Here is a 15,554-nt window from a genome sequence, read left to right on the forward strand (position 1 = left end):
GCAGCGGCATAGTAGATTCCCGTACATGGGCGATGATCGATCTATTGCCGTCGACGAGCCGGCCGCGGTTCACTACGACGACGAGGAGCGGCCCGCCCGTGAGCTGCGCGGACATGTCGGCACGGGGGTGGCGGTCGTCGCCGCCGGGGCCGGTGTCCGCACGCTCTGGCAGGTGTTCCGTCCGCTGGCCCAGGGCAGCCAGTTCTACCTGATCATTTTTCTGGCGCTGACGCTGCCACTGGTCTTCCTCGCGTACAAGGGAAGAAACAACAGTGGCCGGAAGCCGACCGTGACCGACTGGATTCTCGGTGGGGCCGCAGTGGTCGCGTGCCTTTATCCGGTGAATCCGTTCACCGGTGGTTATGACGGTTTCCTCGACCGGCAGGCCCTGCTGGAGCCGGTCGACGTGGCCTTCGGCGCGGTCCTGCTCGTGCTGGTCGTCGAGGCCGCGCGACGAACGACCGGGCTCGCGCTGCCGATCGTCTGCGTCGCCTTTCTGGCGTACGGATATTACGGCGGCCTGCTCCCGCAGAATTGGCCGATCGCGCACGCCGGCCTCGATTTCGCGCAGATCGTCGACGCGCTCTACAACTCGGGCAGCGGGTTCTACGGGACGCCGCTGGATGTCGCCGCGACGTACATCGTGCTGTTCACGATCTACGGCGCCGTGCTGGATCTCTCCGGGGCGAGCCGGTTCTTCGTCGACCTGTCGGTGGCGGCGTTCCGCAGGTCGCGCAGCGCGGCCGGGCGCACCGCGGTCGCCGCCGGGTTCCTGCTCGGCACCGTGTCCGGTTCCGGCACCGCGACGGCGGTGAGCGTGGGCGCGGTGACCTGGCCGATGCTGCGCCGCGCCGGGTACCCGCCGGAGCAGGCCGGGGGCATGCTCGCCGCGGCCGGGGTCGGGGCGATCCTGTCCCCGCCGACGCTGGGCGCGGCCGCGTTCATCGTCGCCGAGTATCTCGACGTCTCCTACCTGACCGTGCTCGGCTGGGCGATGATCCCGACGCTCCTCTACTACCTGGGGATTCTGCTGGCGGTCGAGATCGACGTGCGCCGGTTCGGGGTCCGCGCCGTCGACATGCCGGCCACCAGCGCGTGGCGGCTGCTGGCCCGCTTCGGCTACCACTTCTCGTCGCTGATCCTGATCGTGGTCCTGCTCGCGATCGGGGTCAGCGCGACCCGCGCGGTCGTCTACGCCACGCTGCTCGCCGTCGTCCTGTCCTTCCTCGACAGAAATGCCAGGCTTTCCCCGGTACGTCTTTTCACCGCCCTCGCCGCCGGCGTCCGCGGTGTCCTGCCGGTGGTCGCGGTCTGCGCCGCGGCCGGCGTGATCACCGCGATCACCACCAAGACCGGCCTCGGCGCGCAACTGGCGTCGCTGCTGGTCAACGGCGCGCAAGCGGTGACCGGCAACCCGGATGTGGTGCTGGCGCTGACCGTCGTGCTGGCCGCCGTCGCGCTCTCCGTCCTCGGACTGGCCGTGCCGGTCACCGCGAGCTTCATCATCGGCTGGGTGATCATCGGACCGGCGCTGCTCGGGCTGGGAGTGGGCGCGCCGGCGGCCGCGATGTTCGTCTTCTACTACTCGGTGCTCTCCGAGGTGACCCCGCCGACCGCCCTGGCCGCGGTCGGCGCGAGCGCGATCACCGGCGGGCGGACCATGCCGACGATGTGGCAGGCCCTGAAGTACGCGTTGCCGGCGTTCCTCGCCCCGATCGCGTTCGTGCTCACCGACCGCGGCGAGTACCTGCTGGCCCGCGGCCCGATCGGCGGGATCCTGTGGACGACTGCGGCGGCCGGGCTGGCCGTCCTCGGTCTGGCCGTGGCGACCGGTGGCTGGGTCCCCGGCGTGGGCCGTGCGGGTGTGCCGAGCCGCATCCTCGGCGCGATCGCCGGGCTGTTGCTGCTCTATCTGGACCCGGTCGCGTTCGGGATCGGGGTGGCCGCGCTGGCGATGTCCGCGGTGCTGGCCGCGGTGACGAAGAACCGGATCAAGAAGACTGTGAACGGAGGACCCGCATGCGACGAATCCTGACCGTCACCACCCTGTCCGCTCTCGCGCTGGCCACCGCGGCGTGCGGCGGCAAGCAGAACACCGCCGCCACCGACTCCGGCGGCGACGTCACCTGCCAGGTCGGGCAGGACACCCGGATCGGCATCGCGACCGGCAACGCCACCGGCGTCTACTTCGCCCTCGGCAACGCCTTCGCCGAGCAGGTCAACGCGTCCGGCAGCCGGGTCCAGGCGACCGCCGCGGAGACCGGTGCCTCGGTGCAGAACATCCAGCAGCTCGTCGCCGGCACCTACGACGTGGCGTTCTCGCTGGCCGACACGGCGGCCGACGCGGTCGACGGCACCGGCAGCTTCACGTCGCCGCAGCCGGTCGCCGCGCTGTCCCGGATCCACACCAACTACACGCAGGTGATCGTCCGCAAGGCCGCCGGCATCAAGGACGTGGCCGGGATGAAGGGCAAACGTGTCTCGACCGGCTCGCCGAAGTCCGGCACCGAGGTGATCGCCGACCGGGTCCTGAAAGCGGCCGGCCTCGACGCGGCGACGGACGTCAGCGCGCAGAAACTGGACCTGACCAAGACCGTCGACGGCATGAAGGACGGCACGATCGACGCGCTGTTCTTCTCCGGCGGGCTGCCCACGCCGGGCCTCACCGACCTGCTGACGACCGCGAAGGATCAGGTCGAGTTCCTCGACATCACCCCGCTGCTCCCGGAGATGCAGAAGATCAACCAGGTCTATCAGCAGGCGGTCATCCCGGCTGCCACGTACCAGCAGGCCGCCGACGTGAAGACGATCGTCGTCCCGAACGTCCTGCTCGTCCGTCAGAACCTCGACCCGAACGTCGCCTGCGTCCTCACGAAGACCCTCTTCGATCGCAAGCCCCAACTGGAGCAGGCCAACGCCGCCGCCAAGGAGATCAGCCTCGGCACCGCCCGCAAGACCACCCCGGTCGCCCTGCACCGAGGTGCCGAGAAGGCCCTCGACGACCTGAAGGCCCCCGAATAGAACCCTGCGGCAGTACGCCGTTGGCCTCCGCCCGTGCGACCGCCTCCGCGATCCGGTCCCGGTGCCGGCCCGCGGCGCGGCTCGCTCTCCCGGCCGGTTCTCACCGTGGTCATGAGGGACGAACCACCACGGTGAGAACCAGCCGGAACCGCGCGTCCCGGCCGCAGCCCGGTGTCCTGCGGGCCCGCGCGGCGCGGCCCGAGCCGCCCGATCGCCGGGCCGGAGCGAACACCGAACTCCTCGGCACGTTCCCGTTCCGGCGAAAGTCGAGTCTCGTGCAACCCCGGCGGCCGGTGACCCCGTGTTTGTCGCGACCGAACGATGGGGGACGGCATGAGCGAGCTCGTGACTCACGGCGACGCCGGAGCGCAGCGGAGGTGGCGCCATGAGCGATCGTGACGAGACGTTCGCGGAGTACTTCGCGGCCCGGTCGGGGAGCATGCGCGCCACGGCGTACCTGCTCTGCGGCGACTGGCACCGGGCGCAGGATCTGGTGCAGACCACGTTCACCAAGCTCTACCTGCGGTGGAACAGGGTGCAACGGCGGGAGTCGCTGGATCCGTACGTCCGCCAGGTGATGATCCGGACCTTCATCGACGAGGGCCGGTGGGGCTGGTGGCGGCGGGAACGTCCGCACGACACCACGATCGACCGCCCGGCTCCGCCCGGCGCCCCGGTCGAGGACCGCCTGATGCTGTTGCGCGCGCTCGCCGAGGTGCCGCCCCGGCAGCGGGCTGTGCTGGTGCTGCGCTACTGGCAGGACCTGAGCATCGAGGAGACCGCGGCGGCGCTCGGCACCACCACCGGCACGGTCAAGAGCCAGGCCGCCCGCGGTCTGGCCACGTTGCGCGCGGTGATCGGCGCGCCCGTCCCGGCCGAATGAGGGGGAACACCATGGACGAGAACGAGTTCCGCGACGCCCTGCGCACGGTGGTGACGCAGAGCCCCGAGCCGCCACCGATGGAGTCGTCGACGGCTGTCGCCGCCGGAAGACGAGCAGAGCGCCGGCGTACGGTCGTGGCCTGCACCGGCGCCGTCGTAGCGCTCGCCGCCGTGACCGTCATCCCGGCGCGTTACCTGTCCACGACCCCGGGGACCATCCCGGTCGCGGGTCCGGCCCCGAGTGCGTATGCCACGCCCCCGCCGCCCGGGTCGGCCGCCGGTGGGACTCCGGACCCGAGTGAGAGCAAACCGTCCTGGCCGGCCGAGGCGAACGGCGACGCCACCGCGGACAGCGGACCGCGCTACCAGAAGGGCAAGGAGCTGCTGAACACGCTGCTCGCGACGGTGCCCGGCGGTTACGACACGCCGACCGGGAAGGGCGCGAACGACGACGACCTCCAGTCGCACCAGGCGGCGATCGAGGATCCGGAGTGGACCTACCAGGCGCGCGTGACGCTCACGAAGGCCTCGGCGGCCGGCGAACTCGTCGTCGAGGTGCACGAGCCGGACAACGGGCTCCCGGAGGATCCGTGCGCGCTGGCGAAGTCGTTCTGGGAGATCGGGGGCCAGTGCCAGGTGGCCGACGCCGGTGGCAAGAAGGTGGGAGTCACGACGACCTCCGGTAGTCAGGGGTTGAACCAGGCCGCGGCCTACCGGTACGCCGACGGCACGGTCGTCTTCGTGGCGCAGGCCAGGAACTCGCTCGCCGCGCTGCCGTTCACCACCCAGGAGCTGGCGAGCCTGACGGTGAAGGAGTCCTTCCACATCCGCGCGTAAATGCGTTGCCGGTCCGGGGCGGACGGCATAGGTTCATGCACAGCTTCGAGCGATCAGGAGATCACCACCATGCTGTGTACGTATCTGTGTCTCACCCCGGACCGGTGGCGCGGCTGACAGTCGCTCGTGCTCTTGCGCCGCTGCTCCCGACGTACGGGAAAAGCGGCTTTTTTGTTCTCCGGATCTTGAGATGCCCTCGTAGCCCAATTGGCAGAGGCCTGGCGTTGAGGACGCCAGCGGTGCGCGTTCGAGTCGCGCCGAGGGCACTGCGTGGATGCACGCCACGCGGGCGCGCCGACGTCGGAGAGTCGGGCCCGGCTGTAAACCGGGTGCTTCGCTGAGCAGGTTCGAATCCTGCCGCCCGCACGAAGTCGTGACAAGCACGATCGCATGCCCGAGTGGTCAGGGAGCCGCCTGCAAAGCGGTGTACGCCGGTTCGAATCCGGCTGCGATCTCGTTGAACCGGGTTCGCCCGGTGCTGGTACACCCGGGTGACAGCAGCTCCCAGCCGGGGAGGAGACCGGGATGACCGCCGTGACCCAGCCTCGAGTCCTCACCTTCCGACGATCCGTCCGCGTCGCGCGCGTCGCGATCGTGGTCTTCATAGTGGTGAACCTGGTCGCCGTCCAGCTCATGTTCGTCGCCGCCGGCCCGGGAAAGAACTTCGCCGGTACGCTCGGACGTCTGCTCGGCCTCTACCTGGCGCTCGCGATGGCGCTGCAACTGCTGCTGGTCGCCCGCCTCGCGACGGTCGACCGGGCGTTCGGCATGGACCGCCTCACCACCTGGCACCGCTGGACCGGTCAGGCGATCTTCTGGCTCGTGCTCGCGCACCCCGCGTTCGTGCTGCTCGGCTTCGCCCGGCTGGACGGCATCTCGTTCCTGGCCGAGACCGCCGACCTGGCGAAACAGCTCCCGGTCCGGCTCGGCATGATCGCGGCCGTCCTGATCCTGGTGATCGTCGTGCTGTCGATCCGGGTCGCCCGGCGCCGGCTCTCCTACGAGACGTGGCACGCGATCCACCTGCTGCTCTACGTGGTCGTGCTGCTCGGCGTGCTGCACCAGGTCTACGAAGGCACCGCGTTCAAGGCCACCCTGTTCACCCAGATCTACTGGTGGGGGCTCTGGGCGTTCGCGATCGGCGCGCTGATCACCGGCCGGCTGCTCGTGCCGATGATCCGTAACGCGCGGCACCGGCTGCGGGTCGCCGCGGTCGTCGAGGAGTCCGCGGACACCGTCTCCGTCCACGTCACCGGCCGTTCCGTCGACCGGCTCGGTGCGCAGGCCGGGCAGTTCTTCCTGTGGCGGTTCCCCGGGCACAACGGGTGGTGGCAGGTGAACCCGTTCTCGCTGTCGGCCGCGCCGAACAGCCGGTCGCTGCGGCTCACCGCGAAAGGCGTCGGGGCGACCAGCGCCGGGCTGCGGGACCTGCCGATCGGCACACGCGTCTACGCCGAGGGACCCTACGGCGCGTTCACCGCGGCGCACCGCGTCCGGGCCGCATCGGTGCTGGTCGCGGGCGGGATCGGCGTCACCCCGATCCGGTCACTGCTGGAGGATCCCGCGCTGACCGGTCACGTCGTCGTCCTCTACCGGGTGCGCGACGCGCATGACGCGGTCCTTCTCGGGGAATTGAAGAACCTGGCTGACGTACGGCACGCGCGGCTGCACCTGCTCACCGGCCGCACCGGGAGCGACAACCAGCCGTTCGCGCCGGAACGGATGCTGGCGCTGGTCCCGGACATCACCGCGCGCGACGTGTACGTGTGCGGCCCGGAAGCGATGACGTCGTCGGTGCTGGACAGTCTGCGGCGGCTGCGGGTGCCGCGGCGGCAGGTCCACGCCGAACGGTTCCGGCTCGCCGGCTAGCTCATCGAGCCTTTGTTCGCCGGCTTCGAGTTCCGGTCGCCACCCGCGCGACCGGCAGGGACGGGGACCGTCCGGAAGATGCCCCCGGACGGTCCCTGACCGGAGGGTCCCGGGCGCTGCCTCGGTATGGGGGAGGCCGCACCCGGGACCTGTCCATTCCGGAACCTCGGTTCCCGCCGGCCGAACCCCCTTCGGACCTCGCGGCGGTGCGCTCGATCGCGCCGCCGGCCCGGATCTGGCCGGGGGACACGAGCCACCGGCTGGACCGCGCCCACCGACGCGAGTCCGGGGCGGCCGAGTGGAGATGCGTCCCGGTATGCCGGGTCCGGGCGGCGGGCCAGGGAGGGGCGGCGGTCAGGCGAGGCGGGCGCCCCCGTCGACGTGCAGGACCGTGCCCGTGACGTAGGGGCTGGTCATCACATACGAGACCGCACCTACCAGGTCGCCGGTCGTCCCCACCCGTCGCACCGGGTTGCGTTCGGCGACGTCGCGCAGGAACGCGGCTTTGCCGTCGCCGAGCCCGTCCCAGGCGCCGCTGTCGACGATCCCGGGCGAGACCGCGTTGACCCGCACGGGTGCCAGTTCGACCGCGAGCGCCTGCACCAGGAACGCCAGGGCCCCGTTGGTAGTGGCCATCACCACCCGTCCCGGTGCGGGCCGCCATGCCGCCACCCCGGAGAAGAACGTCATCGATTCGCGCGGCCGCAGGTGTTTGGCCAGCAGCATCGGCCCGATCACCTTCGCGGCGAACGCCCGTTCCACGGCGGCGCGTTCCAGTTCGCGGACGGGCCCGTTGGCGGGCATCGCCGCGGTCGACACCAGGTGATCGAATTCGCCCGCTTCCTTGGCGAGCCGCGCGATCGACTCCTCATCGGTGAGGTCGGCGTGGACCACCCTGGGAGCCACGGCCAAGGTCGACGCTGTCCGCTGGAGACGGTCCAGGTCGGGCCCGGTGAGCACCAGGTCGGCCCCCGCGGCGGAGGCGTCCCGCGCCAGCGCCGCACCCACGTGTGCTCCGGCGCCGACGATCACCAGGCGTTTTCCGGCAAGATCTTTCATGACAACTTCCTTCGTGTGAGACGAGAACCTGCCCCCATTGATCCCTCACCGGCTCGCATAGAGCCAAGACATACTTCTGATCGCTTCGATAAAATTTGTTCATGTCCACGCTGCGGCAGTTCGAGTACCTGGTCACCGTCATCGACACGGGGTCGTTCACCCGGGCCGCCGAGTTGTTGCACGTGAGCCAGCCCGCCCTGTCGCATCAGATCCGCGCGTTGGAGCGGGCCACCGGAGCGACCCTGCTCGAGCGGTCCCCGGTGCGTCCGACCCCGATGGGCCGCGCGATGCTGCCGCACGCGCGGGCCGCTCTGGCCGCCGCCGAGACCGCCCGGCTCGCCGCCCGGCGCGCCGGCGCCCTGGACGAGGGCGAGTTGCGGCTGGCCGCGGTCTATTCGGTCACGCTGGGTCTGCTTCCCGGGGTGCTGCGCGCGTGGCGGCAACGGCATCCGCGCGTGCGGGTCCGGGTCTTCGAGCACCGCCACGCCGACGAGTTGACCGCCGCGATGGCCGCCGGCCAGGCCGATCTGGCAATCGGCCCGCGACCGCCCGCGTCGTGGCCGGGGCGGGTGTTCACCGTCCGGCGGGAGGACTTCCTGCTGGTCAAGGCCCACGAACCGGATGCCGGCGCAACCACGATGGCGGCCTACGCCGAGGTGGACTGGGTGCTCTACGCCCCCGGTAACGGCTTGGCCGACGTGGTCGTGCAGGCGTGCGCCGCGGCCGGCTTCACCCCGCGCGCCGCCGTCCACATCGAGCAGACCGCGGCCGTCCCGCTGCTGGCCGCCGCCGGCCTCGGGGTCGCCCTGGTCCCGGCCGGCGCCGTCCCACCCGGTCTGGACGCGGAGCTGATCCGCCCCGATCCGCCGATCGTCCGTGACCTGGTCGCGTACGCCCGCGACGAGCCCGACCCGCTCGCCGCCGCTTTCGTAGCACTGCTCACGTCCGGGAGATGATCACCGCGATCGCCGTGGCCAGGAGGTAGCGCCAGGTGGCGATCGCGACCGCGTGAAGATCCCCAGCAGCCAGGCCCGCAGCCGTGGGCTCATCACGAGACAGCCCGTCACCCCGGCGACCGTGATCAGCGTGAGCCCGAAGGACAGCCCGAACGTCGTCGGCTTGCGCCACGAGACCGGGCCCTCCCACGGGCTGTCGTCGGCCAGGAACACCCCGAAGTGGATCACGCCGGAGAGCATCAGCACTGCCCCGACCAGGTGGGCGGCACGCTCCACCGGGCGTAGTGCGCCGATGCGGACGGCGGCGAGAACCTCGATCATGCCGAGGATCCTGCCGCGCCGTCGAGGCCCCTGTCGTCGGACCCGGGGAGTAGATGCCGGCGCCGTAAATGGTTCGCCCGGGGGATGCGCGACGCTGGATGATCACCGGCATGAGTGCCAGACTGCGGGCGATCGCCCAGGAGACGGTCGCGATCACCGAGCAGGGTCACTACGCGGGCCCGGCCGGTCGCGTCGACATCGCCGCGCAGGTCGCGCAGTCCGTCGAGGGCACCCGGCTCTACCTGCCGGACGACCCGCTGCCCGAGATCACCGTCGAGACGAGTCCGCGGATCGAGGTGACGCCGGAGTCCACGCTCTGGGCCGCCCGGCGACTGGGCAACAACCCGGCCGTGCTGAACTTCGCCTCGGCCCGCAACCCCGGCGGCGGCTTCCGCACCGGAGCCCAGGCGCAGGAGGAGAGCCTGGCCCGGGCCTCGGCCATGTACCCGTGCTTGCTGAAGGCCGGCGACTTCTACGCCTACCACCGCGCCGATCCGTCGCTGCTCTACACCGACCGGGTCATCTACGCCCCGTCCGTCCCGGTGTTCCGCGACGACAAGGGCCGGCTGCTCCCCGCGCCGTACCCCGCGTCGTTCCTGGTCTCGGCGGCGCCGAACCGGTCCGCGATCACCCGCAACCAGCCCGCGGCGATCCCGGGGATCAGGCCGAGCCTGGAGAGCAGGGCCGCCCGCGTCCTCCGGGTCGCCGCCGCGCACGGCCACCGCGTGCTGGTTCTCGGCGCCTGGGGCTGCGGTGTCTTCGGCAACGACCCGGCCGAGGTGGCCCAGGTCTTCGCGCGGACGCTGGCCGTGAGTCCATGGTTCGACCTGGTTGTCTTCGCCGTCCTGGATCGTGGCGGCAACATCCGGAAGGCGTTCGAGGACGCCCTGGGCTGACGCCGGGGTGAAAGTCACCATCGCAAAGATCAAGGGCCCTTTCCCGTACGCCGGGAGGGGCCCTTCGCGTAAGCGGAAGTGACCGAACTCCCTCCGGCTTGCGATAGGTATGCGCTCATACCTAATAATCGTCACGTGACCGACGACGCGATCGCCCTCATGCACCTGGCCCATCAGTTGCACCGCAGCCTGGACCGTCGGCTGCAGGGCGATTTCGTCCACCCCAAGCCGCCCGAAGCGCAGATCGTCGCGCTCTGGCAGGTGCGGCAGTCTCCGGGGATGACCGTGCGGGAGCTCGCCGACGAGTTGCAGATGCAGCCGAACAACGCGAGTGCCCTGGTCACCGCCATGGTCAAGAACGGGCTGCTGACCCGCGAGCCGGATCAGCGGGACCGCCGGGTGGTGCGTCTGCACGTCACCGAGCAGGCGCGCGAGCGCACCGACGAGGTGCAGGCGCTGTTCAGCGGCTACCTCGAGGCGGCGCTCGGCGAGCTCGGCGACGACGAGCGTGCGGCCGTGCACGCCGCGATCCCGGCACTGACCCGGATCGCCCGGCACGTCCGCGACGGCCGTCCACCCCGGGACGAATGACGCACGCGGTCGCGCGCTCACGACGTACCACAGCAATCGAAGCAAGGATGGAGCACAGATGACCTCGACCGTTTCCGCGGACGTCCCCACCCCGGCGCATTCGCCGCCGCCGACGGCGGCCGCAGGCCGGCGCGGCAACCCGTGGCTGAGTCTGATCGCCGTCGCGTTCGGCCTGTTCATGGTCGGGCTGGACGGCAGCGTGGTGTCGATCGCGAACCCAGAGATCGGCCGTGACCTGGGCGCCAGTACCGCCGAGCTGCAGTGGGTGACCAACTCCTATCTGCTCGCCCTGGCCGCCGCGCTGATCCTCGGTGGCAAACTCGGTGACCGATTCGGCCGGCGGACCTACTACCTGGTCGGGGTCGCCGGCTTCACGATCGCGTCGGTGGCGATCGGGCTGGCCGGGTCGATCGAGGGTGTCATCGCGTTCCGCGCGGCGCAGGGCCTGTTCGGCGCGCTGCTGATGCCGAACACGCTGGGCATCCTGCGCGCGGTCTTCCCGCCGAAGAAGTTCGGCATGGCGGTCGGCATCTGGGCGATGGTCTCCTCGGTGTCCACCGCGCTCGGCCCGATCGTCGGCGGCCTGCTCGTCCAGCACGTGGGCTGGGAATCCGTCTTCTACATCAATGCGCCGGTCGGCGTGATCGCGCTGCTCGTCAGCGCGTTCGTGCTGCCGGAGAGCAAGAGTTCCACCGGCCGGCACCGGTTCGACGTGACCGGGGTGCTGCTGCTCGCGGTCGGGCTCCTCGTCCTGGTGTTCGCCGTGGTCAAGGGCGAGACGTGGGGCTGGGGCTCGGCGCGGACGCTGGTCACGGCGGCCGCCGGTCTACTGATTCTGATCATCTTCGGCTGGTTCGAGACCCGGCTGGAACATCCACTGCTCCCGATGCGGCTCTTCCGCAGCCCGGCGCTCACCATCGGTGCGATCATCACCGCGATCAACTTCTTCACGCTGCTCGGATCGATCTTCTACATCATGCTGTACCTGCAGAACGTACGCGGGTACAGCCCGGTCTGGTCCGGGGTCCTGACCCTGCCGCTGAGCCTCGCCTCGGTGGTCGCCTCGCCGCTCGGCGCGGCGCTCACTGACCGATTCGGCCCACGACTCTCGATGCCGCTCGGCATGGTGCTGCAGGGCGCGGCGTCGTTCGGCCTGATGCTGCTCGGCACGCACTCCGGCTACGGGGCGATGTGGCCGTCGTTCATCGGCCTCGGCCTGGGCGTGGGCATGGTGATGTCCGCGTCGAGCGAGGCGATCGTCGGCAACGCCCCGGTCAAGGACGGTGGGGTGGCCGGTGGCCTGCAGGCGACCATGCTGCAGATCGGTGGCGCGCTCGGCACCTCGGTGCTGATCTCGATCATCAGCGGCCGGGCCGGCAGCACCCTTGTGAGCTCCCTGACCGGAGCCGGCGTACCCGCGCCGCTGGCCGGGGGTCTGACCGCGGCGAAGGACGCGGTGGCGATGGGCATCGCGCCGGTCAACGCCGACATGACCGAAAATGTTCGCGCCGCGGTGATCGAGGGCGCGGGCACCGCGTTCCTGCACGGCGTGCACGCCGCGGCATTGGTCTCCGGTGTGCTCTGCCTGCTCGGGGCGGTCGTCGCGATGGCCGGCATCCGGCGCGGCCGGCCCCACTGACCGCACGTCCGAGTGGCGGGGATCACCCCGCCACTCAGACAATCGGATCACCTGCCGAACACTTGGACATGAAGAGGTTCTGGGCGGATCTCAGCGTAAACATCAAGGTGATGACCGCGATCGCGGTCGCCGCCGTGGTGGCGTTGGTGATCGGGGTCATGGGGCTGCGGTCGCTCGGCGAGGCGAGCGCGTCGGCCAACCGGATCTACGAGGACAATGTGACCAGCTCGGTGGCGCTCGGCGAGGCGCAGAACGCGATGACGCAGTCCCGCCTCGACCTGACCAATCAGGCCGTCTACACGGACGCCGCCAGCGAGATGAAGTACGAGCAGCTGTTCACCGCCGACCTCGCCGCCGTCGGCGCCGCGATGCAGGCGTACGAGGCGACCGACCCGGCCGGGGTCGAGGCCACCGTCGAAAGTCTCAAGAGCGCCTGGGCGACGTACGTCGACGTGGCCCAGCACAGCCTCATCCCGCTGTCGCGGGCCAACGAGCTCACCGAGTGGCAGAGCGTCCGCACCCAGCAGGTCGCACCACTGGTCACGACGATGAAGGAAGTCTTCGCCGAACTCGGGGAGGCGGAACGCGCCGACGCGGCCCTGGCCGCCCGGACGTCCGCCGACAGCTACCGGGACAACCGCGTCGAGTCGATCCTGTTGCTGGTCATCGGGATTCTCGCCGCCGTCGGCCTGGGTGTCGTCGTCGCCCGCGGCATCGTCCGGTCGCTGCGCCGGGTGACCACGGTCTGCGAGAGCCTCGCGGCCGGCGACCTGACCCGGAGCACCGGCATCACCTCGGCCGACGAGCCGGGCCGGATGAGCCGCGCGCTGGACGCCGCGATCCTGCGGCTGCGCGAGACGGTCAGCACCATCGGCGACTCGGCGGCGACCCTGGCCGGCGCGTCCGAGGAGCTCACCACGGTCAGCTCACAGCTGGAGCGGGGCGCCGGCGACGTCGCCGAGCGGGCCGGGTCGGCGAGCGCGGCCAGCGAGTCGGTCAACGTCGGCGTGCAGTCGATCGCGGCCGGCGCCGAGGAGATGAGCGCCTCGATCACCGAGATCGCCTCGAACGCGGCCGAGGCGGCCCGGGTCGCCGGCGAGGGCATGACCGTCGCCGAACGCACCAACCGTCAGGTCGCCGAGCTGGGTGCGGCCAGCGCGGAGATCAGCGACGTGGTCCGGCTGATCACCACCATCGCCGAGCAGACGAATCTGCTCGCCCTGAACGCGACGATCGAGGCGGCCCGCGCCGGTGAGCTGGGCAAGGGCTTCGCCGTGGTGGCCGGGGAGGTCAAGGAGCTGTCCCAGCAGACCGCGAAGGCGACCGAGGAGATCACCGCCCGGATCACCGCGATCCAGGCGTCGAGCACGTCGGCCACCTCGGCGATCAGCGAGATCACCGAGGTGATCCAGCGGATCGGGGACTACACCACGACGATCGCGTCGGCGGTCGAGGAGCAGACCGCGACCACGGGGGAGATGAGCCGCTCGGTCGCCGAGGCCGCCTCCAGCAGCGGCGAAGTGGCCGCCACCGTGACGGGTGTGGCGGAAGTCGCTGCCGCGACGGCTGAGGGAGCGCGCACGGCGCAGCAGGCCGCGGCAGACTTGACGAGGCTGGCGGGTGACCTCACCGACCTGGTGGGTGGCTTCCGTCACTGAAGCTCAGATCAGGACCTGCCGTGTCGTCGTTACGGGGTAACGGCGCTTCATCCCCCGGGGAGGTACCGATGAAGACCGATTTCTACGACCGCCTGGCCGAGCCCGCGCGGCTGACCGAGCTGGCCCGCTACGACCTCGCCGATCCCACGCTGCGCGCCACCCTCGACCAGGTGGCCGAGCGCAGCGCCAAGCTTCTCGAGGCGCCCGTCTCGCTGGTCTCGGTGCTCGGCGCCGACGCGCAGCAGATCGTCGGCTCCTACGGCCTGCGCGACTGGGTGGCCACGCCACAGGGCGCCCCGGCCGAGTGGGCGGTGTGCAGCCGCACCGTGCTCAACGGTGAGCCGTACTGCGTGGCCGACTTCAGCGACGACCCGGTCCATGCGGCGAACCCGTTCCTGGCCAGCACCGGGCTGCGCAGTTACCTGGGTGTGCCGCTGGTGGCGCCGGGCGCGGTGATGCTCGGGGCGCACTGCGTGGTGGACACCCGGCGGCGCATCTACACCGACGTGGACCTGGCCGTGCTGACGGACAGCGCGGAGGAGGCGATGGAGGCGCTGCTCGCCTGCCGGCGTTGATCACCCAGCGTCGGCGACGCTGCCGGGGCTGATCATCCGGGGTCGGCGACGCTGCCGGGGCTGATCACCCAGCGTCGGCGACGCTGCCGGGCTGATCATCCGAGGTCGGGGACGCTGCCGGGGCTGATCATCCGGGTCGGCGACGCTGCCGGCGCTGACGGGCTCAGCCCTGCCAGCGCCAGGACGTCTGCCGCGGGTGGCCGGGCAGCTCCGTGCGGCCGGTCGCCCAGAGCAGCGTCGGCCACGGCTCGTCGCCCTCCGGCGCGTCCGGGAAGAGCCGGCGCAGGACCCGCGCGCACACGTCCGGCTCCGGCGACCACGGGAAGCCCAGTGTCCGTTGCAGGTCGTGCAGGTGGACCAGCATCTCGACGATGCCCATCGCGGCGAAACCACAGGCATCCGAGATCCCGTACGGATGAAAGCCCCGCCGCTGCGCCGGACTCACCTGCACCGTGGCGGCGAGCAGGCCCCCGGACGCCTCCAGCACCTGGAGCAGCCCGTCGGGGCCCCGCTCGGCATCGACGTGGACGGTGAGCGCGGGCGCGCCCTCGCGGGCGCGCGTGAAGCCCCACGGCACGTAACGGTCGAGGGGCGGCTGCTCGGCGGCGAGCTGACCCGCGTACGCGAAAAGGTCGTCGGCGACGTGCTCGACCGTTTCCCAGCAGGACCACTCCAGGTCGCCGGCCGGGGCCTGCCAGTCCAGCCCGGCGACCCCGCGCAGGGCCGTCACGGCCTGCGTGACCACGGTGCGAACGTCCCCGGAATCCACAAGCGAGTCACCCATGGCGCGGAAGCTATCGCAAAGTTGTCGTACCCCGCGCGCATTATCGGCGGTATGGGAGAAGCAGCCATGCCGATCCGACGCCGGATCGAGTTGTCCATCGCCGAGACCCGCCTGCGTTTCCAGCAGCTGGTCCGGCTCACCGGGCTGACCGGCCAGGTCACCGTCGTGGTCGACGACGGCCGGCCGATCGCCGCGATCGTCCCCGCCGCCGATGTCCTGGAGCCGCCGCCGGCCCCGCCGCCACCCCGTTCCGCGCCGGAGAGCAGCGCCGGCTGGCTGCGCCGCATCGAGAAGGTGCGGGAGGACGTGCGCCGTCAGCACGCCGGCCGGGTCCACGAGTTGTCCCAGGCGCTGGACGAGGCGTGGCACCTGCTGGACCAGCTCCATCCGCCCGGCACCGACCGGCACGTCGACACCCTGCGTGCGGCCCACGGAGACGTGCGCCGCGCTCGGTGATCAATCTCCA

At 71.0% G+C, this 15,554-nt stretch carries 15 protein-coding genes and 3 tRNA genes; 15 read left to right on the forward strand and 3 right to left on the reverse strand.

From position 1 onward, the window contains the following. Positions 1–25 precede the first annotated feature (25 nt). The 8 genes from ACH442_RS04235 (at position 26) to ACH442_RS04270 (ending at position 6,609) form a co-directional block, all read left to right on the forward strand. Positions 26–2,035: a TRAP transporter permease gene (locus tag ACH442_RS04235; RefSeq protein WP_396121124.1), complete on the forward strand. Its 2,010-nt coding sequence runs from the start codon at positions 26–28 to the stop codon at positions 2,033–2,035. Further along, positions 2,020–3,021 (forward strand): TAXI family TRAP transporter solute-binding subunit, encoded by a 1,002-nt coding sequence (locus ACH442_RS04240; RefSeq protein ID WP_396121125.1) that lies wholly within the window; start codon positions 2,020–2,022, stop codon positions 3,019–3,021. Before ACH442_RS04235 ends, ACH442_RS04240 begins: the two co-directional genes overlap by 16 nt. Before the next feature lie 385 nt (positions 3,022–3,406). Beyond that, a complete protein-coding gene (locus ACH442_RS04245; RefSeq protein ID WP_396121126.1) occupies positions 3,407–3,904 on the forward strand; it encodes a SigE family RNA polymerase sigma factor in 498 nt (165 codons plus the stop codon). A gap of 11 nt (positions 3,905–3,915) precedes the next feature. Then, positions 3,916–4,740: a hypothetical protein gene (locus tag ACH442_RS04250; RefSeq protein ID WP_396121127.1), complete on the forward strand. Its 825-nt coding sequence runs from the start codon at positions 3,916–3,918 to the stop codon at positions 4,738–4,740. A 192-nt stretch (positions 4,741–4,932) separates the two neighbouring features. Next, positions 4,933–5,006 (forward strand) — tRNA-Leu (locus tag ACH442_RS04255). Between the two features lie 19 nt (positions 5,007–5,025). Beyond that, positions 5,026–5,106 (forward strand) — tRNA-Tyr (locus tag ACH442_RS04260). 18 nt (positions 5,107–5,124) lie between these two features. After that, positions 5,125–5,195 (forward strand) — tRNA-Cys (locus ACH442_RS04265). 70 nt (positions 5,196–5,265) lie between these two features. Then, positions 5,266–6,609, forward strand: a complete 1,344-nt coding sequence (locus ACH442_RS04270) for a ferric reductase-like transmembrane domain-containing protein (RefSeq protein ID WP_396121128.1) — start codon at positions 5,266–5,268, stop codon at positions 6,607–6,609. 354 nt (positions 6,610–6,963) lie between these two features. Here ACH442_RS04270 and ACH442_RS04275 read toward each other — a convergent pair whose 3' ends face one another. Continuing rightward, entirely contained in the window at positions 6,964–7,668 is a 705-nt protein-coding gene (locus ACH442_RS04275) for an SDR family oxidoreductase (RefSeq protein ID WP_396121129.1), read from the reverse strand. Positions 7,669–7,769: 101 nt separating this feature from the next. On the opposite strand from ACH442_RS04275, the gene ACH442_RS04280 reads away from it, so the two are divergent. Then, a complete protein-coding gene (locus ACH442_RS04280) occupies positions 7,770–8,624 on the forward strand; it encodes a LysR family transcriptional regulator (RefSeq protein ID WP_396121130.1) in 855 nt (284 codons plus the stop codon). On the opposite strand, the gene ACH442_RS04285 is transcribed toward ACH442_RS04280, so the two are convergent. Beyond that, positions 8,625–8,945, reverse strand: a complete 321-nt coding sequence (locus ACH442_RS04285; RefSeq protein ID WP_396121131.1) for a hypothetical protein — start codon at positions 8,943–8,945, stop codon at positions 8,625–8,627. Between the two features lie 110 nt (positions 8,946–9,055). On the opposite strand from ACH442_RS04285, the gene ACH442_RS04290 reads away from it, so the two are divergent. From ACH442_RS04290 to ACH442_RS04310, 5 genes are all read left to right on the forward strand, one after another. After that, complete coding sequence (locus ACH442_RS04290) at positions 9,056–9,841, forward strand: TIGR02452 family protein (protein ID WP_396121132.1); 786 nt, start codon at positions 9,056–9,058, stop codon at positions 9,839–9,841. A 135-nt stretch (positions 9,842–9,976) separates the two neighbouring features. Next, positions 9,977–10,432 carry a MarR family winged helix-turn-helix transcriptional regulator gene (locus tag ACH442_RS04295; RefSeq protein WP_396121133.1) on the forward strand — a complete coding sequence of 152 codons (456 nt, stop codon included), beginning with the start codon at positions 9,977–9,979 and terminating at the stop codon, positions 10,430–10,432. A gap of 58 nt (positions 10,433–10,490) precedes the next feature. After that, positions 10,491–12,071 carry an MFS transporter gene (locus ACH442_RS04300; RefSeq protein WP_396121134.1) on the forward strand — a complete coding sequence of 527 codons (1,581 nt, stop codon included), beginning with the start codon at positions 10,491–10,493 and terminating at the stop codon, positions 12,069–12,071. A 68-nt stretch (positions 12,072–12,139) separates the two neighbouring features. After that, positions 12,140–13,729 carry a methyl-accepting chemotaxis protein gene (locus ACH442_RS04305; protein ID WP_396121135.1) on the forward strand — a complete coding sequence of 530 codons (1,590 nt, stop codon included), beginning with the start codon at positions 12,140–12,142 and terminating at the stop codon, positions 13,727–13,729. Between the two features lie 68 nt (positions 13,730–13,797). After that, entirely contained in the window at positions 13,798–14,304 is a 507-nt protein-coding gene (locus ACH442_RS04310) for a GAF domain-containing protein (protein WP_396121136.1), read from the forward strand. Positions 14,305–14,467: 163 nt separating this feature from the next. Here the strand turns inward: ACH442_RS04310 and ACH442_RS04315 are convergent, their stop codons facing one another. Beyond that, positions 14,468–15,088 carry a hypothetical protein gene (locus tag ACH442_RS04315; RefSeq protein ID WP_396121137.1) on the reverse strand — a complete coding sequence of 207 codons (621 nt, stop codon included), beginning with the start codon at positions 15,086–15,088 and terminating at the stop codon, positions 14,468–14,470. 66 nt (positions 15,089–15,154) lie between these two features. Here ACH442_RS04315 and ACH442_RS04320 point away from each other — a divergent pair, with 66 nt between their 5' ends. After that, positions 15,155–15,544 (forward strand): hypothetical protein, encoded by a 390-nt coding sequence (locus tag ACH442_RS04320; RefSeq protein WP_396121138.1) that lies wholly within the window; start codon positions 15,155–15,157, stop codon positions 15,542–15,544. The last annotated feature ends 10 nt before the right edge of the window (positions 15,545–15,554 follow it).

It is taken from the genome of Actinoplanes sp. NPDC020271 (assembly GCF_044388125.1).
GTDB lineage: Bacteria > Actinomycetota > Actinomycetes > Mycobacteriales > Micromonosporaceae > Actinoplanes.